This is a genomic window from Rhodococcus sp. NPDC078407 (assembly GCF_044542515.1).
Taxonomy (GTDB): domain Bacteria; phylum Actinomycetota; class Actinomycetes; order Mycobacteriales; family Mycobacteriaceae; genus Rhodococcoides.
The window spans coordinates 1-25,753 of sequence record NZ_JBITUQ010000041.1; the positions used below are offsets into that span (position 1 = coordinate 1).

23 protein-coding genes are annotated in these 25,753 nt (G+C 64.5%); 17 read left to right on the forward strand and 6 right to left on the reverse strand.

The features are described from left to right. Positions 1-138 precede the first annotated feature (138 nt). On the forward strand, positions 139-1,248 hold the full coding sequence (locus ACIGGF_RS24570; protein ID WP_397523700.1) for a S1C family serine protease: 1,110 nt from the start codon (positions 139-141) through the stop codon (positions 1,246-1,248). Here ACIGGF_RS24570 and ACIGGF_RS24575 read toward each other — a convergent pair. Further along, positions 1,245-1,625, reverse strand: a complete 381-nt coding sequence (locus tag ACIGGF_RS24575; protein ID WP_397523701.1) for a VOC family protein — start codon at positions 1,623-1,625, stop codon at positions 1,245-1,247. The two genes, ACIGGF_RS24570 and ACIGGF_RS24575, sit on opposite strands and share 4 nt — an antisense overlap. Positions 1,626-1,684: 59 nt before the next feature. Here ACIGGF_RS24575 and ACIGGF_RS24580 point away from each other — a divergent pair, with 59 nt between their 5' ends. The 5 genes from ACIGGF_RS24580 (at position 1,685) to ACIGGF_RS24600 (ending at position 5,149) form a co-directional block, all read left to right on the forward strand. Next, on the forward strand, positions 1,685-2,662 hold the full coding sequence (locus ACIGGF_RS24580) for an LLM class F420-dependent oxidoreductase (RefSeq protein WP_397523702.1): 978 nt from the start codon (positions 1,685-1,687) through the stop codon (positions 2,660-2,662). 67 nt (positions 2,663-2,729) lie between these two features. Further along, positions 2,730-3,338, forward strand: coding sequence for an AIM24 family protein (locus tag ACIGGF_RS24585; protein ID WP_397523721.1), 609 nt, complete (start codon positions 2,730-2,732; stop codon positions 3,336-3,338). A 1-nt stretch (position 3,339) separates the two neighbouring features. Then, entirely contained in the window at positions 3,340-4,017 is a 678-nt protein-coding gene (locus ACIGGF_RS24590) for an AIM24 family protein (protein WP_397523703.1), read from the forward strand. Between the two features lie 9 nt (positions 4,018-4,026). Next, positions 4,027-4,764 carry an AIM24 family protein gene (locus ACIGGF_RS24595; RefSeq protein ID WP_397523704.1) on the forward strand — a complete coding sequence of 246 codons (738 nt, stop codon included), beginning with the start codon at positions 4,027-4,029 and terminating at the stop codon, positions 4,762-4,764. A gap of 58 nt (positions 4,765-4,822) precedes the next feature. After that, a complete protein-coding gene (locus tag ACIGGF_RS24600; protein WP_032396836.1) occupies positions 4,823-5,149 on the forward strand; it encodes a hypothetical protein in 327 nt (108 codons plus the stop codon). Here the strand turns inward: ACIGGF_RS24600 and ACIGGF_RS24605 are convergent. Beyond that, complete coding sequence (locus ACIGGF_RS24605; RefSeq protein WP_397523705.1) at positions 5,130-6,035, reverse strand: EamA family transporter; 906 nt, start codon at positions 6,033-6,035, stop codon at positions 5,130-5,132. The two genes, ACIGGF_RS24600 and ACIGGF_RS24605, sit on opposite strands and share 20 nt — an antisense overlap. 181 nt (positions 6,036-6,216) lie before the next feature. On the opposite strand from ACIGGF_RS24605, the gene ACIGGF_RS24610 reads away from it, so the two are divergent. Continuing rightward, positions 6,217-6,717, forward strand: a complete 501-nt coding sequence (locus ACIGGF_RS24610; protein WP_397523706.1) for a MarR family winged helix-turn-helix transcriptional regulator — start codon at positions 6,217-6,219, stop codon at positions 6,715-6,717. Positions 6,718-6,816: 99 nt separating this feature from the next. Here the strand turns inward: ACIGGF_RS24610 and ACIGGF_RS24615 are convergent, their stop codons facing one another. Together ACIGGF_RS24615 and ACIGGF_RS24620 are read right to left on the reverse strand one after the other, a co-directional pair. Next, on the reverse strand, positions 6,817-7,320 hold the full coding sequence (locus tag ACIGGF_RS24615) for an ATPase (RefSeq protein ID WP_397523707.1): 504 nt from the start codon (positions 7,318-7,320) through the stop codon (positions 6,817-6,819). A 40-nt stretch (positions 7,321-7,360) separates the two neighbouring features. Then, positions 7,361-8,509, reverse strand: coding sequence for a macrolide family glycosyltransferase (locus ACIGGF_RS24620; RefSeq protein ID WP_397523708.1), 1,149 nt, complete (start codon positions 8,507-8,509; stop codon positions 7,361-7,363). A gap of 307 nt (positions 8,510-8,816) precedes the next feature. Between ACIGGF_RS24620 and ACIGGF_RS24625 the strand changes: the two genes are divergently transcribed. The 3 genes from ACIGGF_RS24625 (at position 8,817) to ACIGGF_RS24635 (ending at position 13,721) form a co-directional block, all read left to right on the forward strand. After that, on the forward strand, positions 8,817-9,404 hold the full coding sequence (locus ACIGGF_RS24625; RefSeq protein WP_397523709.1) for a GNAT family N-acetyltransferase: 588 nt from the start codon (positions 8,817-8,819) through the stop codon (positions 9,402-9,404). Between the two features lie 9 nt (positions 9,405-9,413). Then, positions 9,414-11,783, forward strand: coding sequence for a YbhN family protein (locus ACIGGF_RS24630; protein ID WP_397523710.1), 2,370 nt, complete (start codon positions 9,414-9,416; stop codon positions 11,781-11,783). A gap of 123 nt (positions 11,784-11,906) precedes the next feature. Then, on the forward strand, positions 11,907-13,721 hold the full coding sequence (locus ACIGGF_RS24635) for an EAL domain-containing protein (protein ID WP_397523711.1): 1,815 nt from the start codon (positions 11,907-11,909) through the stop codon (positions 13,719-13,721). Positions 13,722-13,751: 30 nt separating this feature from the next. On the opposite strand, the gene ACIGGF_RS24640 is transcribed toward ACIGGF_RS24635, so the two are convergent. Both ACIGGF_RS24640 and ACIGGF_RS24645 read right to left on the reverse strand, forming a co-directional pair. Next, positions 13,752-14,048, reverse strand: coding sequence for a putative quinol monooxygenase (locus tag ACIGGF_RS24640; protein ID WP_397523712.1), 297 nt, complete (start codon positions 14,046-14,048; stop codon positions 13,752-13,754). Between the two features lie 23 nt (positions 14,049-14,071). Next, positions 14,072-15,577, reverse strand: coding sequence for a PucR family transcriptional regulator (locus ACIGGF_RS24645; RefSeq protein ID WP_397523713.1), 1,506 nt, complete (start codon positions 15,575-15,577; stop codon positions 14,072-14,074). Between the two features lie 149 nt (positions 15,578-15,726). Here ACIGGF_RS24645 and ACIGGF_RS24650 point away from each other — a divergent pair, with 149 nt between their 5' ends. From ACIGGF_RS24650 to ACIGGF_RS24680, 7 genes are all read left to right on the forward strand, one after another. After that, positions 15,727-16,593 carry an FAD binding domain-containing protein gene (locus ACIGGF_RS24650; RefSeq protein WP_397523714.1) on the forward strand — a complete coding sequence of 289 codons (867 nt, stop codon included), beginning with the start codon at positions 15,727-15,729 and terminating at the stop codon, positions 16,591-16,593. A 2-nt stretch (positions 16,594-16,595) separates the two neighbouring features. Further along, positions 16,596-17,069 (forward strand): (2Fe-2S)-binding protein, encoded by a 474-nt coding sequence (locus ACIGGF_RS24655; protein ID WP_397523715.1) that lies wholly within the window; start codon positions 16,596-16,598, stop codon positions 17,067-17,069. Continuing rightward, complete coding sequence (locus ACIGGF_RS24660; RefSeq protein ID WP_397523716.1) at positions 17,066-18,418, forward strand: 8-oxoguanine deaminase; 1,353 nt, start codon at positions 17,066-17,068, stop codon at positions 18,416-18,418. Before ACIGGF_RS24655 ends, ACIGGF_RS24660 begins: the two co-directional genes overlap by 4 nt. Then, on the forward strand, positions 18,415-20,739 hold the full coding sequence (locus tag ACIGGF_RS24665; RefSeq protein ID WP_397523717.1) for a xanthine dehydrogenase family protein molybdopterin-binding subunit: 2,325 nt from the start codon (positions 18,415-18,417) through the stop codon (positions 20,737-20,739). Before ACIGGF_RS24660 ends, ACIGGF_RS24665 begins: the two co-directional genes overlap by 4 nt. Positions 20,740-20,849: 110 nt before the next feature. Then, a complete protein-coding gene (locus ACIGGF_RS24670) occupies positions 20,850-22,292 on the forward strand; it encodes an NCS2 family permease (protein WP_397523718.1) in 1,443 nt (480 codons plus the stop codon). A gap of 1 nt (position 22,293) precedes the next feature. After that, positions 22,294-23,376, forward strand: a complete 1,083-nt coding sequence (locus ACIGGF_RS24675; RefSeq protein WP_397523719.1) for an XdhC family protein — start codon at positions 22,294-22,296, stop codon at positions 23,374-23,376. 135 nt (positions 23,377-23,511) lie between these two features. After that, complete coding sequence (locus ACIGGF_RS24680) at positions 23,512-25,677, forward strand: DUF222 domain-containing protein (RefSeq protein ID WP_397523720.1); 2,166 nt, start codon at positions 23,512-23,514, stop codon at positions 25,675-25,677. The last annotated feature ends 76 nt before the right edge of the window (positions 25,678-25,753 follow it).

The following is a 25,753-nucleotide window of genomic DNA, read 5'->3' on the forward strand; positions in this document are numbered from 1 at the left end:
TCGGTTGTCGGTGCAGTTGTGGTAACCACACCGATACCGGAGGTCCTCACCTATCTGTCGCTGCCACGCCGTCCACAACGTCCCTGGTCATTACAACTAGCTGGCACCACCGACATCACCGGACCATAATCGACTTCTATGCGGTCGGGTGGACGAGCGGTGGTGCTGACGCTGGTCGCTGCCGGTACGTGGCTGTTCGCAACACCACAACTCGATCCCGGAACCGCAGACTTCGTCGCCACGCCGGCACCCATCGCACCGCCTGCTCCCGTCGTCGAACCGCCACCGTTGGCACTCGAGGAGCTCTCCGCTCGGGTCGATCCCACCATCGTGACCCTGTCGGCGTCGGACGGCTTCTCCGGAGTGGCCGGCACCGGCTTCGTCGTCGCCCCCGACGGCATTGTGCTCACCAACTTCCACGTCGTCGAGAACGCCGCCGAGATCAGCGCAGTACACATGGGCAACGGACTGATCTACGACGCCACCGTGCTGGGTTACGACAAATCTCGTGACGTGGCGGTCGTGCAGTTGATCACCGCGGCCGACCTGCCGGTGGCCGAGTTGGCTCCGGACTCACTTCCCGACGTGGGCGACGCGGTGACCGCCGTCGGAAATGCTTCGGGGGCAGGTGTATTGGTGCCTGCGCCCGGCGCGGTGACGGCTCTCGATCAGCAGGTGCGCACTCGCAGCTCGGTGGACGGATCACGGAACACGCTGCAGAAGATGATACAAGTGGATGCCGATGTGCGAGCGGGTGATTCGGGTGGGCCACTGTTCGACGCCTGGGGCAGGGTGGTGGGCGTCAACACCGCCGGGCTGTCGGACGAAGCACGCAACGGCACCGAGTTCTCGCCGCCCAAGGCACCCGAGGCGTATGCCGTTCCCATCACCGAGGCCGTTGCCGTGCTCGATCAAGTGCTGGCCGGCCAGTCCGGCGGCACAGTGCATGTGGGCCCGACGCCGTACTTCGGCGTGTCGGTGCGTGATGTCTCGGTTTTCGAGAACGCACCGGCAATGGGGGCGGCTGTCGTATCGGTGAATATGGATTCCCCGGCCGAAGTCCTCGGGTTGTCTGCGGGAGACATCATCGTCTCGCTCGACGGTGCAGACGTGGAGTCGTCCTCGGACCTGTCGGAGGCACTCGCCGGCCGCCTCCCGGGTGACGCCGCCGTCGTCGAATGGGTGAACGATGCGGGGGTGAGAAGCTCCAACACAGTCACTCTCGCCCAGGGAATGCCGAGCGCTTAGCCCTCCAACACCGACAACACATTGCCCGCCGGGTCGGTGAACCAGGCGATCAGCGGTCCACCGTGTCGAAAGATCCCCTTGTCATCGGTTCCCATCTCCCGATACTGCTGAAACACAATTCCTTTGGCAGTGAGAGCGTCGACGGTACTCTCGATATCGGGAACCGGGAAGTTCAGGATCGTGTACTGCGCGGGCACGTGCCCCGGACGCGGATAGATCAGGACGATCGCTCCGGTCCCCAGGTGCAGTTCGAGCATGCCCATCTCGTTGTCGGTCACCGTCATTTCCAGCGTGTCGGCGTAGAAGGTGCGCGCCGCGGGTAGGTCGTCGACCGCAAACCCGGAGAACGGCTGCCTGGTCAAGTCCATGATTGTCATCGACGAATTATCGCGCTCTCGCACGTGCTGCGGGCCGATATCCGAGTAGCGTGGCTCCGGTGACTATTCGCCTCGGTTACCAGATGCCCAACTTCAGCTACGACGGTTCGGTCGCGGAACTCTTTCCCCAGGTCATCGCGCAGGCGCGCGAGGCCGAAGCGGCCGGGTTCGACACCGCATTCGTGATGGATCACTTCTACCAACTACCAGGGATCGGCAAGCCCGAAGAGCCGATGCTCGAGGCCTACTCCGCGCTGTCCGCGCTCGCCACGGCCACCGATACGATCCAGCTCTCCGCGCTGGTCACCGGCAACACCTACCGCAATCCGGCCATCCTGGCCAAAACGGTCACTACCCTCGACGTCGTCAGCGGCGGTCGTGCGATCCTCGGTATCGGGGCCGGCTGGTACGAACTCGAGCACCAGAGCTTCGGACTCGAATTCGGTACTTTCACCGACCGATTCGAGCGACTCGACGAGGCACTGCAGATCATCGAGCCGATGCTGCGCGGACAGCGTCCGACGTTCGACGGCCTCTGGTACCAGGTCGAGAACGCCATGAACGAGCCACGCATCCGCGACGATCTGCCGATCATGCTGGGTGGTGGCGGCGAGAAGAAGACGTTCGGACTGGCCGCTCAGTTCGCCGATCACCTCAACATCATCTGCGAAGCAGAGGAATTGCCGCGCAAGATGGCGGCCGTTCAGGCTCGCTGCGAGGAAGTGGATCGCGATCCCAAGGATCTCGAGACGAGTTTCCTCGCTTTCGTCATCATCGACGAGGACGGCGAGAAGGCCAAGGAGCTGCAGCGCGAGTTCGTGCTGAAGCAGGGCCTCGATCTGACGAACCTGTCGGAGGAGGACGCCGCGAAGGCCACCGATCGCCACTTCTGCGGAACCCCCGACGATGTCGCAGAGCAAGTCCAGCGGCGCGTCCTCGATCAGGGCATCGACGGAATCATCATCAACCTGATCACCAACGGCCACCAGCCGGGGGCCGTCGAATTGGCAGGTAAGGCCCTGAAGCCGCTCGTCTAGGAAATTTCTCCAGCAGTAGCCGCGGGGGCGCGTGCAGTGGCATAGTTCCCCCGTGGCTCAGCTGAGGATGAACGGGCACCGCGTCTTGGTCGCAGACCTGACCGGCGACTCCCTGCGCGCGATGTCTGGATCGATGGTGGCCTACGAGGGCGACGTCACCTTCAAGAGCGCCGGAATGGGCGGCGGCGGAGGCCTGCGCGCCGCACTCAAACAGAAGGTGACCGGCGAGTCGTTGTCGCTGATGGACGTATCCGGTAAGGGCACGGTCTTTTTCGCGGTCGACGCCCAGGACATCACTCTCGTCGAGGTCCAGGGCGACAACCTCCACGTCGAGTCCTCTCAATTACTCGCCCTCACAGGGCAATTGAAGACCGATGTCAAATTCTCCGGTCTACGCGGTGCCAGTTCCGGCCAGGGCTTGTTCACCACCGTCGTCAGCGGATCCGGCACAGCGGCCTTGCTGTCCAAGGGAGGGCCGATCATCGCTCTCGCCGTCGATCCGCAGTACCCACTCGTCGTCGATCCCGACGCCTTCGTCGCCCATCGCGGGCAGCTGAATCAGAGCTTCGTCACCGACGTCACGTGGCGCTCGGCCATCGGCGGCGGCAGCGGCGAGGCCTTCTCTCTCCGATTCGACGGCCAGGGCGTCGTCTACATCCAACCCGAGGAGCGCTGACGTGCCGCTCGAACTCGTCAACAGCAAAGTTGTGAAATCTGTTCTGGCACCGAATCAGAACGTGCTCGCGCGTCGTGGATCGATGCTCTACTACACCGGCGACGTCCGGTTCGTTCCCCACTCGATGGGCGGGTCGGCCGGTGCCATGCCGGGTATGAGCGGCGTTGCCGGGATGGCCGGCCGAATGATGGCAGGCGAACACGCGGCAATGATGGCCGCCGAGGGTCAGGGCGAGGTCTTCTACGGTCACGCCGGTCTGTACGTCGAGGTGATCGAACTCGACGGGTCGTCCATGCTGACCGTCGAAGCCGATCGACTGCTGGTGCACGACGGCTATCTCCAGAGCTCGGTTGTCGCGCTCACCTCGCAGGGCGGCGTCCGCGGAGCAGTGCGCGGCGCGATGACCGGGCAGGGCCTGTTCACGACGCAGCTGACCGGCCAGGGCAGTGTTGCGGTTCTGTCGCACGGCGGCGCAATTCCGCTCCAGGTCGGGCCGGATCATCCGCAGGTGGTGGTCGATCCGCAGGCGTACGTCTGCCATATCGGCAACATCAACGTCGAGATTGCCGCGAACGTCGGCTGGCGCGACGCCGTCGGCAAGGGCAGCGGCGAAGCGATCCAGCTGAAGATGACGGGCATGGGCACCGTGTGGGTCCAGGCCTCCGAGCAGAAGTTCTGAGGAACCGACATGGACATTCACAGCCCACACACCCTGCCGGTCGACGACAACGTTCCCGGCAACGACTACGCCTTCTGCGTTGAACTTGCAGGCCAGCCGTGGTTCACGTCGAAGGGCGCGATGATCGCGTACTACGGCAACGTTCGCTTCGAACCGCTCGGGCAGACGTCGATGCCCGCCATCGTCGCGGCGCGGTTCTCCTCTCCGCTGTTCTCCAACGACTGGGTACTCGCGCAGGGGCAGGGCAAGTTGATTCTCGGCGACCGCGGATTCAACATCAACAGCTACGACCTCGACGACGGCAACCTCACCATCCGGGCCGCGAATCTTCTTGCGTTCGAGCCGACTCTGGATCTCAAGCAGTCCATCGTCCCGGGATTCCTGACCCTGCTCGGCACCGGAAAGTTCCTGGCGTCGTCCAACGGCCCCGTCATGTTCGCCGAGCCGCCGCTGCGCATCGACCCGGAAGCCCTTGTTGGATGGGCGGATTGCCCCTCACCGTCTCATCACTTCGATGCCGACTGGATGCAGAACTTCCTCGGAGCAGCCCGAGGGTTCCTCGGTGCCAACAGCGGCGAGGAGCGTCAGTTCGACTTCACCGGTGCCGGCACCGTGTTGATCCAATCGAGCGAGAAGGTTCTCGACGACACGCATCTGCTGCGTTACGTCGAATCACAGACGGTCTCGCTGGGCCAGAACTCTCTGCGAGCGCTGCACAACACCATCGGGGCCCGGCTACAGCAATAGCTTCTCGCCCGTGCGGAGAAAACGCGCATACTGGGGTAGCACCTGAGGAGGTACTGCCATGGCCAACCAAGGACCCTTCGGATTCGGATCCGACGACTTCGACAAGTTCGCACGTGAAGCAACCGAGGGACTGCGCGAGGTGGTCGGCTCACTGTTCGCCTCGGGCACCGGGGCACCCAAAGCGCCGCCGGAGCCCGAAACCACAGGTCAGAAGGGCGACGGAGTCTGGGCGATCTACAGCGTCGACGACGCCGGATCACCGCAGATCGACCAGCTCTACGCCACCGAGCTCGATGCTCTCCGTGCGCACAAGGACAACACCGACCCGCGTCGACGCGTCCGATTCCTGCCCTACGGCGTGAGCGTCAGCGTCCTCGAAGACTGAATTCGGTGGGGCGGGTCGCAGCGCGGCGGGTGCCGATCGGCTGCGCGATGATCACTGCTGCAACGACGGTCGCAGCACCGATCAGTTGCAGCAGTGAGAGCGACTGGTCCAGAACGAGATAGCCCAGCACGGTCGCGGCGAGTGGGCTCGCGAACGACAGGAACGACACCGCAAGCGCAGGAAGTTTGCCGATACCGCGGAACCACACCGCGTAGGCGAGAAGCGCACCGATCACGCCGAGGTAGAGGAACCCGGATACGTTCTCTGCCGTGACGGAGCCAGGAAGACCCTCTCCGAACAACATGAACGGCAGCAGAACCGAGCCTCCGACCGTCAACTGCCAACCGGTGAACGTCAGCACCCCGACGCCTGGGGGTCTGCCCCATCTCTTGGTCAGCACCAGACCGGAGGCCATGCTGACGGCACCCGCGAGTCCGGCGAGTACTCCGATCGGATCCAGGCCGGCGTTCGGTTGGAGGACGAGAAGTCCCACCCCCACTGCGCCCATCACACAGGCAACGATGTGAATGCTCTTGATCCTCGCCCCCAGCAGTCCCACGCCGAGAACGAGCACGATCATCGGCTGAATACTCATGACGAGGGCCGCGACACCGCCGGGCAGGTGATATGCCGCAACGAACAGGAAGTAGAAGAACGCGCCGATATTGAGCACCCCGAGCACGATCGCGCGCCACCACCAGATCCCCTGCGGCAAAACGCGTCCACATGCAACAAGGATCAGACCGGCAGGCAGTGCACGCACGACCGATGCAAGAAGCGGACGGTCGGGCGGAAGGAGTTCGGTGGTCACGAGGTATGTGCTCCCCCATACCGCAGGCGCGAGGACGGTCAGCAACGAATCGCGGACCGTGCTTCCGGCTTTCATCGAACCGACCCGACATCCGCGTTCCCGTTCGACATCATGAGGGCCTTCGTGGGTAGCGTCATGTCTCGTTCCCGAACATTTCGATATCGAATCATTTGATAATGAAAGCTACGCGCGGTGCTACCTTCTGTCAAACAGTTCGATGTCGAAATGTCGATTAGAGCGCCCAAAGGAGAGTCCGTTGACCGACGCAGTGGATTCGTTTCTGGAGCAATGGAAACGAGAGCGGCCCACGATGGATGCATCACCCATGGGCCTGGTCGGACGACTGTCGCGGACCTCGCGGTTGGTCGAGCTCGAGATCCGCGGATACTTCGCCGGGGAGAACATGGAGCCCTGGGAGTTCGACGTGTTGGCGACGTTGCGTAGGTCGGGGCCGCCCTACACGTTGACGCCGAAAGATCTGGTCGCCCGCACGATGGTCGGCTCGGCCGCGATGACCAACCGGGTGGACCGCCTCGTGACGAAGGGCCTCGTCTCCCGCGAAACCGACCCCGCGAACCGACGCAGCATTCTGATCACGCTGACAGCCGAGGGACACGACGTGGTCGAACGCGTCGTGGACGGCCATGTGGCCAACGCAGCCCGCCTGGTGTCGGAACTCGAACCCGACGAACGACACGAGCTGGAACGGCTTCTACGGAAGTTGCTGATCTCCCTCGGCGACACCGGCGGTACCTGACGCAGGTGCTCACCTCGGATCGACCAGGACGACGCCGAACTCGATGCCCTTCCTACGCAGCAGCGTCCTGCATGACTGAATCTGGTGCACTGGACCGCGCTAGGCGCGGCTGGCTGCACCGGATTCACGCAGGCTCGAGTCGAGCGACGACAGCGAGTCTGCGAGGAACTGCTCGGACACCGCAGGCAGTCCACCGACGTGGGCCCGGACGGACTCCGGGGTATCGGTCCAGTCGTAGGTGAGGGTCACTGTCGTGCCTTCGTCCGCCGCCGACAGGTCGTAGCGCCACCACCAGCCCCCGTGTTCCACGGATCCATCGTCCGTACGCGCTCCCGGCAACCATGCGATGGTTCGATCCTGCACGTACGCGATCACCAGGTTGTGCACCACGTAGTGACCGCCCGCGGCCCCCAGAAACATGTTGATGGCGAACACCTGCCCCAGCGCCGTGATCCGATTCGTACCCACCGCCGATCGCACCCAGTCGTCGGGTTCGGTGTCCTGATGTCGGTCGGGGTCGGTCAGAACAGCAAAGATCTCGGCGGGGCTCGCAGCCAGTGTTCGGCTCGCGACCAGGCGCTCGCGCTCGACGGGAGTGGTCATACAGGAACAGACTGCGCGGCTGCCCGAATCTCACCGCCGGTCACGCGAGATACGCCTCGATCGCGTCCGCCGCCTGTTCGACGCCGCCGTGTGCCCGCACCTCGGCACTCATCGCCGCTGCGCGCGATGCCAATCGGCGAGCCTGGGCAACAGCGTCGGCCAGGCTCGCAGCCGTCACCTGCTCGAATTCGAGGTGCACGCCCACCCCGAGGTCGGCGAGCATCGCGGCGTTACCGAACTGATCGACTGCCTGCGGTACAGCGACGGTCGGGACGCCGAACCACAGCGCCTCGGTGCAGCCACCCATTCCGGCGTGGGTGATGAACACCGTGGCGGCGTCGAGCACGGCGAGCTGCGGAACATGTTCGTGCACTTCGACATGTGCAGGCAGCTCACCGAGCACAGTCGGGTCGACACGCCGACCGATGGAGATCACCACGTGCCAGTCGGTGTTACCGAACGCCTCGATGCACATGCGGTAGAACTCCGGTCGCTCGTTGTAGCCGGTACCGAGCGAGATGTACAGGATCGGCCCCTCAGGTGCCGTCCAGCTCCGGTCGTTCAATCGGACAGGATCGAGACACGGTCCGACGAACTGCACCGACTCGGGCACCCGGTCGGCATTCGGCTGCATCACCCGAGGAACTAGCGACAAACAGTGCGCCGGATACGTGATCCACTTCCACGGATCGGCGTCGATGTCGTTCTGTCGCAACCACTTTGCGTAGGTGTCGCGATACACAACACCGGTTGGCGACTCTCGAATAGAGGTGATCCCGTCACCGAGGTCCTCGGCATATCCATCCCACGCCACGTACGTCGGCGAGAGTTGCACAGCAGGCAGCCCGTAGCGCACCCCCAGAACCGGGGCCGTCATACCGCCGATGTCGTACAGAAACAGGTCCGGTCGATCGTTGTCGTAGAACGCGGTGAGTATCGGGAAGGACTCGATCGCCTCGTCGAGGAACACGTGCATCGCCGCCGCCGGATCATCGGGCCACGACGACTCCCCGTCGGGAAGTACCGAGGAGAACGAGAGCACCTCGACACCTGCGGGTTCGACCAGGTGTCGCAGAGACTCGCCGACGGCGTAGGTGACGCGATGCCCGCGCCGGACCAGCTCGGCAATCACGGCGAGCGACGGATAGATGTGGCTGGGAGCCGTCGTGCCGATCATGGCGATGTGCATGGCGTCCACCGTAGGACCAACGCCAAGCGCAGGGCTACTGAATTTCGTTGGCGATCAGATCCAGCAGACCGGGAAACCTATCCTCGAGCTCCCGGCGACGCAGCGTGACCTTGCGGCTGTTACCGCGGTCCACCACTGACCGATCGAACCGACGCCGATGCCGCCGCATCCGGGCAACCGGGATTCGCCGATGCCTACGCTCATGCCTTCACCGAGGTGATCGCCCTCGTCGTCGCCGCTGTCGCAGTCACCTCAGCGGCGATCATCGCACTTTCCCGGACGGCACGATCCGACGTATCGTCGGCCAATGCCATTTCTGCAACCGGTGACCCTCAGTGACGATCTCGTGACTCTCGAGCCGTTGAGCCACGACCATCTCGAAGGACTGAGCGATGCTGCCCGTGACGGCGAGTTGTGGAACCTCTGGTACACCAGTGTTCCGAAACCCGAGGACATGGCGGCCGAGATCGATCGACGGCTCGGATTGGCCGCCGCCGGAACGATGCTCCCGTTCACGCTGCGCCGCAACGACACCGGCCAGATCATCGGCGCGACGACGTTCTTCAACGCCGACGCCGTCAATCGTCGCGTCGAAATCGGATACACCTGGAATGCGCGCTCCGCGCACGGAACCGGGACCAACGCCGCGAGCAAGCTACTGCTGCTGACGCATGCCTTCGAGGACCTGGGTTGTATCGCCGTCGAATTTCGTACGCACTGGATGAACCTGCAATCGCGGACGGCGATCGCGAAGCTCGGCGCAAAGCAGGACGGCATTCTGCGCAATCATCAACGCATGCCCGACGGTTCGCTTCGCGACACCGTTGTGTTCTCGATCATCGAATCCGAGTGGCCCTCCGTCCGCAACGAACTCCGCAGGCGTACCGCACGGTAGGTTGACCCCATGCGTGTGGATGGGCGGGACGTTCCCGTAACGGGAAGCCTGCTTCAGCCTCTGGTGCGAAGAACGAGCGACATCATTCGGGTCGCGTCGGCTGCCGCCCTGCTGGGCGTGGTGATCGCCGGTTCACTGATCACCAGAAATCAGTGGGATGCGCTCGAGCAATCCGTGTCGAACATCGTCGGTGTGCTCAGCCCAGACCAGTCGAACGCCGTCTACATCGTGTACGGCGTCGCTATTCTCGCGCTCCCGTTCGGAGTCCTGATCGGCCTGATCGCCGGGCGCAAACGGAAACTGCTCGCCGGGTACGCAGCTGCGGCTCTGCTCGCCGCTCTGGCGTTGTCGATCACCGGAACCGGCATCTCCACTCCCACCTGGGACCTCGACGTTCCCGAGCGGCTCGACACGTTCCTCGCCCAATTTCTCGACGATGCGCGCTGGATCGCGATGCTTGCTGCGGCACTGACGGTTTCCGGCCCGGGCCTCCCCGCGAAGTGGCGTCGGGCATGGTGGACGCTGCTGCTCGCGTTCGTGCCGATGCATCTGGTCGTCTCCACCGTTGTCCCGGCTCGCTCGATACTCGGTCTGGCGGTCGGCTGGCTCGTCGGAGCCGTCGTCGTTTTGCTCGTCGGTACACCGGCGTTGGAGGTTCCACTCGACGCGGCGGTTCGCCTGTTTCACAGCCGGGGTGTGACGGTTCGCAGATTCACCGTCGTACATCCGGCCGGCCCCGGTCCCTTGGTGTTGAACGCACACACTCCCGACGCCGACGTGGTCGTCGAGTTGTACGGACAGAATCAGCGCAGCGGCGGTGCCCTGCGGCAGTTCTGGCGCTGGATCACGATGCGTGGCAGTGAAACTGCGCCGTTGCACGCGTCGATGCGCCGAGCAGTGGAGCATCGCGCGCTGATGGGTCTTGCCATCGACAGATTGGGTGCGGCGGGCAGTCACCCTCTGGCGGTCGCGGCACTCGACCGAGGATGGACCCTGTACGCGCACAGCCTGCCCATCGGCGATCCGATCGAGGCAGAGCACGACGACGCCACACTCGACGCCCTGTGGTCCGCCCTGAACACCCTGCACGAGAACCAGATATCCCACGGCGACCTGCATCACGGCGCACTCCGCATCCACGACGGCACTGCCCTGTTCTGCGGATTCGGCCACGCCGAACTGGGCGCGTCGGATTCCCAGATGCAATCCGACGTCGCGCAGTTGTTGCTCACCACGGCAGACCTGTTCGGCTCCCAGCGAGCCGTCGCGACCGCCGTCGACGTCCTCGGTTTCGAGACCGTGGTGGCGGCGTCGGGCCGTTTGACCAAGTCCGCCATCCCGCCCCGTATTCGCCAATCGGTGGGCGACGCCGACAAGACGATGAAGGCGGTTCGTTTCGAGGTTCTCGAGCAGACCGGCACCGACAAGATCGAGGCCGAACAGGTCACCCGGTTCAGCCGTAACCAGATCATCTCGCTGGTGCTGTTGATCGGATTGGTCTACGTCGCATACCCGTTCATCAGTGCGGTGCCCGCGTTCGTCACCGAACTCGGTTCGGCCAACTGGTGGTGGGCCCTACTCGGTCTGGCGGTGTCGGCGCTGACGTACATCGGTGCGGGAGCCGCGTTGTGGGCGTGCGCGCTGGGCAAGGTCGGCTTCTGGAACCTGACGGTGATGCAGGTCGCCAACACGTTCGCGGCGACGACGACACCTGCCGGCGTCGGCGGCCTGGCCCTGAGCGTGCGATTCCTGCAGAAAGGTGGGCTGGGAACGATTCGTGCGACGGCTGCTGTGGCGCTGCAGCAATCCGTCCAGGTGATCACGCATGTCAGCCTGCTGATCTTCTTCAGCGTCGTCGCAGGCACCTCATCGGGGTTGTCGAACATGGTGCCGGGCAACACCGTGCTGTATTTGATCGCCGGTGCCGCTTTCGGCGTCGTCGGAACGTTCATGTTCGTGCCGAAGCTGCGTCGCTGGCTGCGGGTCGCCGTCCGGCCGCAGATCAAGGAGGTCCTGGGCGAACTGGGCGAACTCGCCCGCGATCCCAAACGCTTCTCGATCATCATTCTCGGTTGTGCCGCAACCACATTGGGCGCAGCGCTGGCGCTGTGGGCGAGTATCGAAGCCTTCGGCGGTGGCACGACGTTCGTGACGGTGACCGTCGTGACGATGATCGGCGGGACTCTTGCATCCGCAGCGCCGACGCCGGGCGGTGTGGGCGCTGTGGAGGCCGCGCTGATCGGTGGCTTGGCGGCCTTCGGCCTGCCAGCCTCCATCGCCGTCCCGTCGGTGTTGCTCTACCGTGTGCTCACCTGCTGGCTACCGGTGTTTCTCGGGTGGCCGACGTTGCGGTGGATGACCCGCAAAGACATGCTCTGACCAGGTTTTGCGCGCGAAGTATCCCCGATTTCGGACTGCTCACGAATGGCCCTGGTAGCGTTTGTTCCAGCCGGGGATTTACCCACGAGAGGTACGCCCATTTCCAGAGCAGGGATCACGGTGGTGGCCGAGGGCCGCACGCGGTACAGACCTGGAATCGGCAGCCCTCTCGACAGCGTCGAGGACGATTACACCTACTTCGCGAACACCGCGCGTGAGCGTTGGGTGCGCTACTTCATCGGAGTCGTGACGCTCCTGTTCGGTGTGTCCGGGGTCCTGATGTCCGCCACCGGCATCCATTACGAGGGCTTGGGCGTGTTCGTCCTCATAGGTTCGCTGACGACGATTCCGGTGGCAATCGCGTGGTTCGTACTGCCATGGCCATCCCCACGCGTGGCCAACGTCTTCGTTCTGTACGCAGACATCGGCGTCGTGGCCACCTTGTTCAGCAGTACGAACCGCCTCGTCCCGCTCACCGGGTGCATGATGTTCACCACCGTGGCGATCTTCACGGTCATAGCCAGCTCGTACCGAGTGATGTGGGCTCACCTCGCGGTCTCGGTGGCGACTGTAGTGACACTGGCTGTCCTCGCGGTGAAGCAGGGAACCAATCCGTGGTTGGTGGCCGCCACCGCGGTCACCGTCGTGACGTTGTACCTCACCCCACTGATGATTCGGGCCTACATCCGGTATTTGCGTTCTCGGGCGTCGGGTGCAGTCACCGACTCCTTGACGGGTCTGTTCAACCGACGTGGACTGCTCGAAGCGATCGACGGCGTCGGTATCGCCTACGCCGGCGACTCGCCCGATCGAACGGTCGGCGTCACTGTTCTCGACATCGACCGGTTCAAGGAGATCAACGACCGGTTCGGTCACCCGACGGGCGACGCCGTGTTGATCGAGATCGCAGCGCGATTGACCAGAGCGGTGCCACGCACGTCGGTGGTCTCGCGTCTGAGTGGTGACGAGTTCGTGGTCGTCCACGTCGGTTCTCCTGCAGACATCGCCTCGACCGTCGACAAGATCCGCGTCGGTCTGGACGAGACGTTCTCCGGGCCGCCGTTCACCGCCAGCCTCGGATCCGCCGTGGAGTCCCTCGGGAGCGAACCCGTCACCCCGACGGTGGTGCGCAAGCTGATCGCACTGGCCGATATCGAGATGTATCGCAACAAGTCTCGGCTGATCGAGGACGACGGCAGCGCCCGCGGCAGCAGTACCGGGACGCGCGCCGACATTCGAACACGCATCGAAGGCCTGATCTCGCGTGGTGGTCCTGACGTGGTGTTCCAACCCATCTGCGACACGCTCACCACCGCCGTCGTCGGCTATGAAGCGCTCTCGCGCTTCCCTTTCGGCTTCGGCTCACCGACTATGTGGTTCCGCGACGCCACCAACGCCGGAATCGGGCCGCTTCTCGAGGTCGCGGCCATCGACCGTGCCTTGGTGGCCGCCCAGTCACTGCCCCGCGGAATCTTCATCTCCCTCAACGCATCTGCCGAAACGATCCGCTCAACCGACCTGGCTGCGAAGCTGCGGCCGTTCCAGAGCGAGAGAGCGTTTCACATCGAGATCACCGAACACGAGCGGGTGGACGACTATCTCGCGGTGGTCCGAACCATCGATTCCTTGCGCGCGGCGGGCATCTCGATATCCGTCGACGACGTCGGTGCGGGCTTCGCCGGGCTGCGCCAGGTGGTCGAACTGCGGCCCGACACTCTCAAGGTCGACTACGCGCTGGTGCACGGAATCGACACCGACACGGTTCGACGCGCTGCTGCTGCATCGGTGATCGGATTCGCGCACGAGATCGGCTCCACCGTCATCATGGAGGGCGTCGAGACGGAGGCGGAATTGCAGGTCGCCGTCGAGCTCGAAGCCGACATGGTGCAGGGCTTCCTCACCGGGCGACCACTTCCCTTGTCGGCCATCATCGAGTGACGGTGCGCTGGCCGAAGGCCGGCAGTCGACTCAGATCGAGGAGTCGACGGTGAACTTCGTCAGCGCAGGCGTTGCGGCCAGTAGCGGCGGCAATTCGGTGATCTTGCCCGGTCCAGCGCGAAACTCGCGGTACTTCGCGTCGGCCTCGGCCGACTCCCACGTCTCGTACGCGACGACATGCGCCTCGTTCTCCTCGTCGACCCACACCTCGACACCGAGGCAGCCCTCGAATGCGCGGGTCTCGGCCAGCACCGTGTGCAGCAACGCACGCGCTTCGGCGAGAGATTCGGCCTTGAACGTGAGATCCAGTGTCGCAATGAGAGTCATGACTCCAGAGTAGACCGGACGCGTCACCTCAGCCGAAGGGCCAAGTAGAACTCGATTCGGTCCTCCAACCGCGACAGGTCACGGCCGGTCAGTTCCTCGATCCGCTGGATGCGGTAGCGCACAGAATTGACGTGCATGTGCAGTTGTTCGGCGCATCGGGTCCAGGCACCGTTGGTATCGAGATACACCGACAGCGTGGCGACGAGATCACTGTTGTGCTGATCGTCGTACTCCGTCAGAGGATCGAGAAGCCTCGAGGTGAACATCCGCCGGACATCGTCGGGAACATTCGCCAGAAGTATTGTCAGCGTTGCCAATTCATCGTGTCCGACGACGCTGCAGTCGTCACCCCGACCCTCGGCGAGCCGACGGGCGTAACGCGCCTCCTCGATGGCGCTCCTCATATCGGCGGCCGCAGTGGGAGCGCTGACGCCGATGGTGGTCCCACTTCCGATCAACCCCGGAGTCAGGGACTGGACGGCACGCCGGATGGACTCGGTCTGGTCGGTGCGAGCCTCCACCAGCGCGATGGCTTCGTTCTCGACGACTCCCAGCGTGATGTCGAGTGGTGCCAGCAGTTCTCGCAACAACGGACGCAGCTCACCGAGCCGTAGCGTCTCACCCGCTGTGGCGGCAACAATTGCTGCATAACGTGTTTCGGTATCGAGCCCGATGACGTGCATCTGTGCGAGGATGTCGGCCGGTGTCGCGCCGCCCACGATGGAACGGACGAATTCTTGGGCCAGGATGCCCGTTCCGGTCACGCGCTCGTCGGCGCGACCGCGTTCGGCCGCAACGATCGACGCCAGCTGGTCGGCGAGCGAGATTCTCGTCGCATCCCATGTCTGCCAATCACTTTCGAATGCGACGAACCAGTCCACGACGCGCGGAGTGGCCTCTCCGTCGACCGGAAAGATCGATACGCGCTGCGTGCTGCAATACCGCGGCAGGCGTACCGATGTCATGAATTCTCCGGCGACGGCCGCAGTGTCGGGCGGGTTCTCGGATCCGGCGAGAACACGCCCGGACGAGGTGACGACCCAGCACTTCATGCCCAGATCCGAACCCACCAGCTCGAGTAGCGGCCCCAGACCGCCGCCGGGTCCGGTGCTCGCCACGAGGCGTCGATGCCGGTCGAGTACGAGGCTCAGATCCGACGCCCGTGCCGTCGAGAGCTGTCGGACGACGCTCTCGGTCACCGTGGCGAACGCGATGTCCGCCGGCACCCTGAACAGCGGCAGACCGTGTTCGCGGCAGGCATCGACGAGGTCGTCCGGCACGACACCGCCGTCGGAGGCCGCCAGTGCCGCGATTCCCGCCTTCGACACCGCGCGGACGAACGTTCTCGAATCCTCGGGGCCGGCCCGCCACATCAAGCCGGTCAGTACCAGTTCGCCGCCACTGAGGTAGCGGCTCGGATCGAGCATGTCCGTGGTCACGACCCACCTGATCGTCGGGTCGAAATGCTCGGGCGTCACGATGGGCTGCAGCTGCAGATCGGGGAGGTCGGCCAGATCACGCAGTCTCACGGTGCCCTCGGCCTCCTCTTCGTACGATCCTCCAAAACCTACACTGTGATCGTCGTCATACTTCGTCGTTCTCGTCTCTCGTTCTCGGAACACCCGGCGGCTGTACTGGGTGAACACGACTGACATACACGTGAGCGGAGAGCAGCACGATGGAATTCCTACGACCACAGACCTGGAGCGAGGCGTTGGCCGCCAAAGCCGACGATGCCGACGCTGTGCCCATCCAGGGCGGCACGGACGTGATGGTCGAGATGAACTTCGACCTGCATCGGCCCGGCGCGCTACTCGACCTGAACCCGATCACCGAACTCACCGAGTGGGAGGAGCTGGCCGACGGAACGCTGAGGGTAGGCGCAGGCGTGCCGTACGTCCGCATCATCGCCGAGCTCGGTGACCGACTCCCCGGCATCTCACAGGCCTCGCGCACCGTCGGCTCCCCGCAGATCCGCAATCGTGGCACCGTCGGCGGCAATCTGGGCGGAGCGTCCCCAGCCGGCGATCTGCACGCGCCGTTGCTCGCCGCGGGTGCGACCGTGGAAGTGGAATCGGCCGAGCGCGGGGTGCGGATGATTCCCGCCACCGAGTTCTACGTGGGCGTCAAGCGTAACTCCTGCGAGCCGGACGAGTTGATCCGCGCCTTTCACGTCGCCCCGGCTGCGGGGCCGCAGTACTTCTCGAAGATCGGTACCCGCAACGCGATGGTCATCGCCGTCTGCTCGTTCTCGATCGCACTGTTTCCGCAGGAAGGCCGCGTCGGCACCGGTCTCGGCTCCGCTGCGCCGACGCCCCGGCGGGCTTACGATGCCGAGAACTACCTTGCGGCCGAACTCGACTGGGACGGTGCCCTCGATCCACGCGTGTCGGAGGAGTTCGGCCGATTGGTCAGTGCGGCAGCAAGTCCCATCGACGACGTACGGGGCACTGCCGATTACCGCAAGCACGCCCTCTCCGTGATGGCCCGGCGAACGCTGGGTTGGGCATGGCGAGACCTCACAGCCGCACGGAAGGTGGCCTGAACATGCGAGTCAACTGCACCGTCAACGGAAAAGACCTGGAAGCCGACGACGTCTGGGAGGGCGAAAGCCTGCTATACCTGCTCCGCGAGCGTATGGGACTACCAGGATCGAAGAACGCGTGCGAGCAAGGTGAATGCGGTTCGTGCACCGTCTATCTCGACGGCATCCCGGCGTGCGCCTGTTTGGTGGCGGCCGGGCAGGTCGAGGGCCGTGAGATCCGGACGGTCGAGGGCCTCGCCGACGGCGAGAAGCTGGACCCGATGCAGGAGGCGTTCGTCGAGTGCGGAGCCGTCCAGTGCGGCTTCTGCACGCCGGGACTCGTGGTGCAAGCGCACGATCTGATCGAACGCGTTCCCAACCCGTCGGACGTCGAGATTCGCGAATCTCTCGCCGGAAACCTCTGCCGCTGCACCGGATACGAGAAGATCCTGGATGCGGTTCGGCTGGCTGCGACACGAAAGGCCGAAGCGAAATGACCACCGTAATCTCGGGTGCGTACATCGCTCCCATCGTCGGCGACGAGATTCCGAACGGATACCTCGTCATCGAAGGAACGACGATCAGCGCCATCGGCTCCGGCCCAGCACCGACTATCGCTGGGGCCGAGACGATCGACGCGTCCGGGTGCCTCGTCACGCCGGGCCTCGTGAACACCCACCACCACCTCTACCAGTGGGCGTCTCAGGGCCTCGCCAAGGACAACACGCTCTTCGAATGGCTTGTGGCCCTGTACAAGCCGTGGTCCAAGATGGACGCCGAGGTGGTCGGCGGTGCCGCCGCTGCCGGCCTCGGTTGGCTGGCCAAGTCGGGATGCACCACGAGTACCGATCACCACTACATCTTCCCCAAGGGCCGAGGCGACCTGTTCGCCGCCGAGATCGACGCAGCCCAACGCATCGGCCTCCGGTTCCAACCGTGCCGCGGCTCGATGGACCGGGGAGCGTCCGATGGCGGCCTGCCGCCGGACGAGGTGGTCGAATCGCTCGACGACATCCTCACCGCCACCGCCGACGCCATCGACACCTATCACGACGCCTCCTTCGGTTCGATGCTCCGCATCGCGGTCGCACCCTGCTCGCCGTTCTCCATCAGTAAAGAGCTGCTCGTGGAGTCCGCGGGGCTCGCTCGTGCCAAAGGTGTTCGGCTGCACACACATCTGGCCGAGACCCTCGACGAGGAGGAGCACTGCCTCGCTCAGATGAACTGCACCCCGGTCGAGTACATGGAGCAGGTCGGCTGGCTCGGTGACGACGTGTGGTTCGCCCACGCGGTCCACCTGCACGACTCCGACATCGCGAAGATGGCGGCGACCGGCACCGGCACTGCCCACTGCCCGAGTTCCAACGCACGTCTGGGCGCTGGAATCGCCCGCATCTCCGATCTCCTCGCGGCCGGCGCACCCGTCGGCCTCGGTGTCGACGGCTCCGCCTCGGCCGAGATGGTGCCGCTGGCCGGAGAGGTGCGGCAGGCGATGTACATGCAGAGAGCCAAGTTCGGTCCAACGGCACTGACCGCGCGTCAGGCACTCGAGATCGGAACTCTCGGCGGCGCAACCGTACTGGGCCGCCAGAGCGAGATCGGGTCACTCGAAGTCGGCAAACTGGCCGACATCGCGATCTGGCGCACCGACGGCTTCTACTCGGCTGTCGACGACCCCGTCGTCGCATTCGCGTACGGGCAGACGCCTCCGCTCTCCCGTCTGTTGGTCGGTGGCAGGACCATCGTCGAGAACGACATTCTCGTCAGCGCACCCCAGGACGAAATAGGCCGCGCCGGAGCCGATGCGCACCGTCGCCTGATGGAACTCGCGAAGGACGTACTGTGAGCACCCCGATCACAACTCCCAGGCAAGCTCCCGCCGACATCCCGGCACCCGGTCGCGGTCGCGTCGGTGACAGCCCGCTTCGACCCGACGGAACACTGAAGGTCAAGGGTGAATTTGCCTATTCCTCGGACCTGTTCATCGACGGAATGCTCTGGGGCGCAACACTCCGTAGTCCTCACCCGCGCGCGAAGATCCTCTCGGTCGACATCTCGCAGGCTCTCGCGATGCCCGGCGTCGAAGCTGTGCTCACCCACGACGACGTGCCGGGGCGCAAGTGCTTCGGCCTCGACCACACGTGGGATCAGCCCGTGTTGGCCTTCGACGAGGTGCGGCACGAAGGCGAACCCATCGCGTTGGTCGCGGCCGACCATCCCGAAACCGCCCGGCGTGCAATGGAAAAGATCACCGTGGAGTACGAGGTTCTCGAGCCACTGACCGATGCTCGTCGCGCGGCTCTCGATCCGGACTACCCGAAGGTGCAGGAGCGCGGCGGAGTAGCGCGCCATCAGCCGGTGCGCGTCGGCAACGTCGCCGCCGCCAGGGCCCGGGCCGACGTCATCGTCAGCAGCGACTTCGCAGTCGGTATCCAGGATCAGGCGTTCCTCGGCCCGGAATCCGGTCTGGCCGTGCCGGCCGAGGACGGCGGAATCGACCTCTACGTCGCGACGCAGTGGATGCACAACGACCTCGCACAGATCGGCCCGTGCCTCGGCCTACCCGAGGAGAAGATCAGGATGACGCTCGCCGGCGTCGGAGGTGCGTTCGGTGGCCGCGAGGACCTGTCCATGCAGATCCACGCCGCGATGCTCGCTCTGCACACCGGTAAGCCGGTCAAGATCGTCTACAACCGCTACGAGTCGTTCTTCGGCCACGTACACCGGCACCCGGCGCAGATGCACTACGAATACGGTGCCACCAGTGACGGCAAGCTCCTGTTCGCCGACGTCGAGATCATCCTCGACGGTGGCGCGTACACCTCGGCCACCCTCAACGTGGTCGGTAACGCCGCCTCACTGGGCGTCGGCCCGTACGTCATTCCCAACATCGAGATCGACGCGTACGGGGTGTACACCAACAACCCGCCGTGTGGCGCGATGCGTGGATTCGGCGCTGTACAAGCATGTTTCGCGTACGAGTCGATGATGGACAAGCTCGGCGAGGCATGCGGCATCGGACCCGTCGCCATCAGGCAGATCAACGCCGTCAGCCAAGGGTCGATTCTGGCGACCGGCCAGGTCATCGAAGCGCCCGCACCGCTTGCCGAGATGCTCGCCCGAGCCGAAGCGATGAAACTGCCTGCGCCCGTCGACGCGTCGGACATCAGGAACCTCCCGGGCGGGGCGTCGCAGACCACCCACGGCGAAGGTGTCGTGCGGGGAATCGGCTACGGCGTCGGGATCAAGAACATCTGCTTCTCCGAGAACTACGACGACTACTCCACCGCCCGCGTTCGACTGGAGGTGATCGGCGGTGAGGCAACAGCACTGGTGCACACTGCCGCCGCCGAGGTGGGCCAGGGACTCGTGACGTTGGAAGCGCAGATCGCCCGCACCGAACTCGGCGTCACCAAGGTCGTCATCCACCCGGCCGACACCAAGGTCGGCAATGCGGGATCGTCCTCGGCATCACGCCAGTCGTACATGACCGGTGGAGCCGTGAAGACCGCGTGCGAGGCCGTCCGCGAGGCGGTGTTCGTCCTTGCCGGCCTGTACCTCGGGCGTGCGGTTGCCGACCTGAGCCTCGACGGCGGCAAGATCGTCTCGGCCACCGACGGTGTGCTGGCGACGATCGAGGACGTGCTCGGCGATCGAGTCATCGAGCAGACCCGCGAGTTCCACCACCGTCCCACCAGCGGAATGGATCCCGTCACCGGGCAAGGTGCGAGCCACACCCAGCTCGCCCTGTGCGTGCACCGCGCGGTGGTGGACGTCGACGTCGAGCTCGGTCTGGTCAAGGTGGTCGAGATGGCCGCGGTTCAGGACGTCGGCAAGATCCTCAACCGCCTCTCGCTCGAAGGCCAGATCCACGGCGGCACAGCCCAAGGACTCGGTCTTGCGGTGATGGAAGAGATCGTAGTCGTCGACGGTCTCGTGAAGAACCCGTCGTTCACCGATTACCTCATCCCGACCATTCTCGACATGCCGCCCATGAAGCTGGACATCCTCGAGAACCCGGACCCCCTGGCACCCTATGGACTTCGCGGTGCAGGTGAACCACCCACGCTGTCGTCGACGCCCGCCGTCGTCGCCGCAATTCGCAACGCCACCGGACTCTCCTTGACCCGAGTACCGGTCCGACCCGAACACATCGTCAACCCCTGATTCATTCGACGAAACCTTCTTCGGCACAGCGGAACCCGATGCCAACTCCTCCGGCACGGTTGCCCGCGTACGTTCGGAGAAAGGTTGATCACGCCCTGGGAGGGCCGATCATGACCGACGTACACACACCCACCACTCGCCGAAGCGGCAAAGGCCGATCCCAGCTCGACAAGTTCTTCGATATCACCGGCCGAGGCTCGTCGGTGTCGCGCGAGATTCGCGGTGGCGTCACCACTTTCGTGGCTATGGCATACCTCATCGTTCTCATTCCACTGATCATCGGTGATGCCCGCGATGTCACGGGTGCGACGCTCGACGCAGCGCAGCTGTCGACGATGGTCGCTCTCTCCGCCGGCCTGACGACCATTCTCATGGGCGTGGTCGGTAATGCGCCCCTCGCGATGGCCGCCGGGCTCGGCGTGACACCCATCGTGGTGTTCCAGGCCGCCCCCTACATGACCTGGCCGCAGGCGATGGGCCTGGTGGTACTCGAGGGCGTCGTGATCGTCGTGTTCGCCCTCACCGGGATACGGCAGCTCATCATGGATGCGATTCCCCTGGTTCTCAAACAGGCCATCGGCGTCGGCATCGGTGCCTTCATCGCCCTGATCGGACTGGTCGATGCCGGCTTCGTCGGACACCACGAAGCAGCCTCCACGGCAGTCACTCTGGGCACGTTCGGCAAGTTGGCCGGGTGGCCGGTGTTCGTGTTCTGCGTCGGCCTGATCCTGATGATCATGTTGTTCGTGCGCCGAGTACCCGGGGCAATGCTGATCGGTATCTTCGTCGCAACCAATCTGGCGATCGTGCTCAATTCCGTCTTCGACATCGATCCGAAGGCGTGGGGCCCGGTGGTCCCGAAAGTTCCCGATTCCATAGTCGCCACACCACAATTCGATCTGCTGTTCGACGTCGACCTGTTCGGCGGGTTCGCCCGAGCTGGTGTCGTGACGGCCTCGGTAGTCCTGTTCACGCTGGTGCTCTCGGGTTTCTTCGACGCCATGGGCACGATCCTCGGAGTCGGTGAAGAAGCAGGGCTGGTCGACAAACAGGGCAAGATGCCCGGACTGAGCCGCATTCTGACCGTCGACGGCATCGGTGCCATTGTCGGCGGTGCGATCAACGGTTCAGCCAACACTGCGGTAGTGGAATCCGCTGCCGGCGTGACCGAAGGTGCCAGAACCGGTCTCGCCAGCGTTGTCACCGGTGGACTACTGACGAGCCTGATCTTCTTCACCCCGCTGGCCGGGGTGGTACCTGTTGGGGCAGCCGCCCCCGCGCTGGTACTGGTTGGCGCACTGATGATGACGCACGTGCGCAAGATCGATTGGCAGAACACCGATATCGCAATACCGGCCTTCCTGACGATCGTGCTGATGCCGTTCACCTACTCGATCACCGTCGGCGTCGCGGCCGGTGTCATCTCGTACACCGTCGTCCGACTCGCGAAAGGTAAAGCACGCCAGACACATTGGCTGCTGTATCTGATGTCGGGAATCTTCCTGGTCTACTTCGCCCTGCACCCCATCGAAGAAGCGTTGGGAATCTCGTAACGTGAAAGAGATTGTCGATCGCCTGCTCGCGTGGGACCACGCAGGCGTCCCCTATGCGGTAGCAACCGTCATCGCAGTATCCGGAAGTGCCCCTCGGCTTCCGGGTGCCGCGATGGCGGTGTGCGCCGATGGCGAGGCAGTGGGCAGCGTGTCCGGCGGCTGCGTGGAAGGTGCGGTGTACGAGCTGTGCCGTGAGGTACTCGACACTGGCGAGTCCACGCGAGAATCGTTCGGCTACAGCGATTTCGACGCATTCGCAGTCGGTTTGACGTGCGGGGGAGTGATCGAGGTGTTCGTCCGCCTCGGTCCTCCGCGGGCGGTGCTTGCCGCCATCGCCTCCGATACTGCGGTGGCCACGGTGACGATGCTCGACGGCACCGGGCGGTCGCTCGCGGTCTCGTCCTCGGCGACCATGGGCACGACCGGGTTCTCCGACATCGACGCAGTGGTCGTGGGTAGGGCTGTGGCGATGCTGGACTCCGGGGGTACCGGAATCCGCTCGGTGCGGTGCCGGCCGGATCTCGACGTGTTCGTCCAGTCGTACGCCACCGCCCCGCGACTGGTGATCTTCGGAGCCATCGACTACGCGGGTGCGCTTGCTCGAGTGGGAAAGTTTCTCGGCTACCACGTGACCGTCTGCGATGCACGACCGGTGTTCGCCACTGCTGCACGGTTTCCCGACGCCGACGAGGTGGTCGCGGAATGGCCGCACACTTACTTGGCTCGCACGGCAGTCGATGCCCGGACAGTGATCTGCGTCCTGACGCACGACGCCAAATTCGACGTGCCGCTGCTCGAGGTGGCTCTGCGCCTGCCTGTCGCATTCGTCGGGGCTATGGGATCTCGCAGGACTCACGACGATCGCGCGGCACGGTTGCGTGAGGTCGGCCTGACAGAGGACGAGCTCGCGCGCTTGAGATCACCCATCGGCCTCGATCTGGGGGCCAGAACTCCGGAGGAAACGGCGCTGGCCATCGCGGCTGAATTCGTGGCCGCACGACGTGGGGGTAGTGCTTTGCCACTCACCCGTACCGCCGGCCCGATTCATCATGACAGTGCGGAGGCTGAGCGCAACTACGCGTAGAGGCCACTCTTTCCGAACGATATGGCCTGCTCAGGGTGCTCAATCGTAGCTTTGACGTTTCTTGTCGGTGGGTCGAGATACTCTTCTTCCAGTTCGAACATGTGTTCCTGTTTCGATTCACTGGGGGGTGAAGAGATGGCGATACCGGCGGTGTCGTTGGAGGCGTTGACTGCTGCTGCGCGGGAGGAGAACCGGCGTGCGGCCCGCAAGATCGCCGCGTGCTACGACGTCCATCGGAGCTGGATCACCCTCGACACCAAACACAAGCACTACAGCCGATACGGACGCACCGAAATGGCGGTGGCGTTGGGGTGTTCGGCCACCGTCGCCGAGGCGTATGTCTCGGTCGGGGTCGCCCTGCACACCCGACTGCCCCTGGTGAAGAAGGTCTTCGAGTCCGGGGAGATCGACCTCCCGCGCGTTCGGGTCGCGTGCCGAATCCTCGACAACCTCTCCGACGAGATCGTCACAGCCGTCGAAGCCGAGATCGTCGAAGCGGCCCACCGGTTGTCACCGGGTCCCCTCGAGACCGAGATCTGGAACATCCTGCTGCGGGTCGCACCCGAGGAAGCAGCAGCACTACGAGAGTTCGCAAAACGATTCCGCACCGTCACCTCCAGCCCCGCCGGTGAATTGGCCCGCATCCGAGCGGAATTGACCGCACCCGAAGCCGCGGCCGCATGGCAACTCCTCGAGGAGATGGCCGACACCCTCTGCCCGAAAGACCCCCGCGGTAAGAAAGAACGCCTGTGTGATGCGTTCATGGCCCGCATGCACGGCGAACCCCGCCTGGCGTGTCTGTGCCAGCGCGAGGATTGCCCGAAGACAGATGCCCAGCTGCCGGATAGGCGGGTGCCGTTGACGATGATCACCGTCGATATCGCCACCCTCATCGGACTCCTCTCTGATCCGGCTTACCTGGCCGGGCATGGTTCGATCGACCCCGACCTCGCGCGGGAGTTGGCGCGCAACAGTCAGTGGCAGATCCTGCTCACCGAGGCAGTGACCCTCGCAGAGACACTCGGCCTGGCCGTGCAGAACCCGAAAACCGGGGAATGGGAACGACGCCCCAGTGGTGACAATGCGGGGCCTGCAACAGGACCCGAGACGGGGAAGGACGCCGACGGAGACGCAGACGCCGATCGAGGCGCGGACTCGGCTGCGCATGTTGATGCCGATTCGGCTGCTGATGAAGACACAGGCACCGACGCCGGCGCCGACGCAGACGCAGACGCAGACAAAGACGAAGGCGTGGACTCGACTGCTGATGCTCGTGGTGATGGGGGAATGGGATCGGCCACGGATTCGGGCAGGAAGGCTGATTCCTCGACCGAACCGCCTTCGCCAAGTTCACCTGCACCTGCACCGGGGAACACCTCGGTACCGGCACCCGCGGCACCGGCAGATGAGGTCGAGGAGACGGACGAGACCGGCGGGTCCGAGGACGACGACGAGTCCACACCCGTTCCAGCGATTGCCCTGCGGGCAACTCCCGAACCAGATGCCGCCGATTGTGTCGGCAAGCACGCAGCAACACACGCAGAGCCACCAGCAACAGGCCCGCTAACGGAGACAACGTCGGCCACCGGCCCTGATACAGCTCTGCCGTCCGATGCCGCGTCAGCTTCAGGATTGTCTACGGACCAGACATCGCCGGTACCTGACATCACATCGAACAGCCCGCAATCGCACTCGTGCACAACCACATCCGGCTCTACAACCTCCGGTCCGACGTCAGCCGAAGGCCCGGCACCAGGAACGGCAGCCGCTGCCAGCGACGACCAACCTCAGCGCCGCCCGCAATCACTGATCTCCGCTGCATCCCTGTTCTGCACTCACACACCCGTCGGCAGGGGTACACGGCACAGCTCTGCCCTCGATCTGCCCGGCACAATCCGGCGCGCCAACGCGGCCGTCCACACTCCAGGCAGGACCCCCTCGGGTATCTACCTCGGCAATGCCTCGCTTGCCGCAGCACTCGAAGCCGCCATCGCCGCCGACCCCAGCCTCGGGCGATCCGTCGGGCGGGACCCACTGACAGACCGAGCCCTGATCTACCGCCCCGACGCCCTCACCACCGCCGCCGTGCGACACCGCGACCGGCACTGCCGCTTCCCCGGCTGCCACCGACCCGCAGACCGCTGCCAACTCGACCACATCGCACCGTTCGATCATGGCAACCCCCTCGGCGGCGGGTGGACCACGGTCAACAACCTTCAGTGTTTGTGCGAGTACCACCACACCGTCAAAACCGCCGGCTATTGGACAGCAGTCATGCTCCCTGAATCACCCCAGGTTTGATGCCGCTTCCTTCTGAGTCAGGAAGGATGCATGTCATGCCCAAGAAAATCGATCCGGAGGTCCGTGCGAGGGCCCT

Coding starts and splice junctions, on each gene's coding strand:
- ACIGGF_RS24680 (WP_397523720.1), top strand. CDS start 23,512: ATGGCGATACCGGCGGTGTCGTTGGAGGCGTTGACTGCTGCTGCGCGG.
- ACIGGF_RS24615 (WP_397523707.1), bottom strand. CDS start 7,320: ATGACCACTCCCGTCGAGCGCGAGCGCCTGGTCGCGAGCCGAACACTG.
- ACIGGF_RS24650 (WP_397523714.1), top strand. CDS start 15,727: ATGGAATTCCTACGACCACAGACCTGGAGCGAGGCGTTGGCCGCCAAA.
- ACIGGF_RS24575 (WP_397523701.1), bottom strand. CDS start 1,625: ATGACAATCATGGACTTGACCAGGCAGCCGTTCTCCGGGTTTGCGGTC.
- ACIGGF_RS24630 (WP_397523710.1), top strand. CDS start 9,414: ATGCGTGTGGATGGGCGGGACGTTCCCGTAACGGGAAGCCTGCTTCAG.
- ACIGGF_RS24625 (WP_397523709.1), top strand. CDS start 8,817: ATGCCATTTCTGCAACCGGTGACCCTCAGTGACGATCTCGTGACTCTC.
- ACIGGF_RS24605 (WP_397523705.1), bottom strand. CDS start 6,035: ATGAAAGCCGGAAGCACGGTCCGCGATTCGTTGCTGACCGTCCTCGCG.
- ACIGGF_RS24640 (WP_397523712.1), bottom strand. CDS start 14,048: ATGACTCTCATTGCGACACTGGATCTCACGTTCAAGGCCGAATCTCTC.
- ACIGGF_RS24570 (WP_397523700.1), top strand. CDS start 139: ATGCGGTCGGGTGGACGAGCGGTGGTGCTGACGCTGGTCGCTGCCGGT.
- ACIGGF_RS24600 (WP_032396836.1), top strand. CDS start 4,823: ATGGCCAACCAAGGACCCTTCGGATTCGGATCCGACGACTTCGACAAG.
- ACIGGF_RS24670 (WP_397523718.1), top strand. CDS start 20,850: ATGACCGACGTACACACACCCACCACTCGCCGAAGCGGCAAAGGCCGA.
- ACIGGF_RS24595 (WP_397523704.1), top strand. CDS start 4,027: ATGGACATTCACAGCCCACACACCCTGCCGGTCGACGACAACGTTCCC.
- ACIGGF_RS24660 (WP_397523716.1), top strand. CDS start 17,066: ATGACCACCGTAATCTCGGGTGCGTACATCGCTCCCATCGTCGGCGAC.
- ACIGGF_RS24620 (WP_397523708.1), bottom strand. CDS start 8,509: ATGCACATCGCCATGATCGGCACGACGGCTCCCAGCCACATCTATCCG.
- ACIGGF_RS24585 (WP_397523721.1), top strand. CDS start 2,730: ATGAACGGGCACCGCGTCTTGGTCGCAGACCTGACCGGCGACTCCCTG.
- ACIGGF_RS24655 (WP_397523715.1), top strand. CDS start 16,596: ATGCGAGTCAACTGCACCGTCAACGGAAAAGACCTGGAAGCCGACGAC.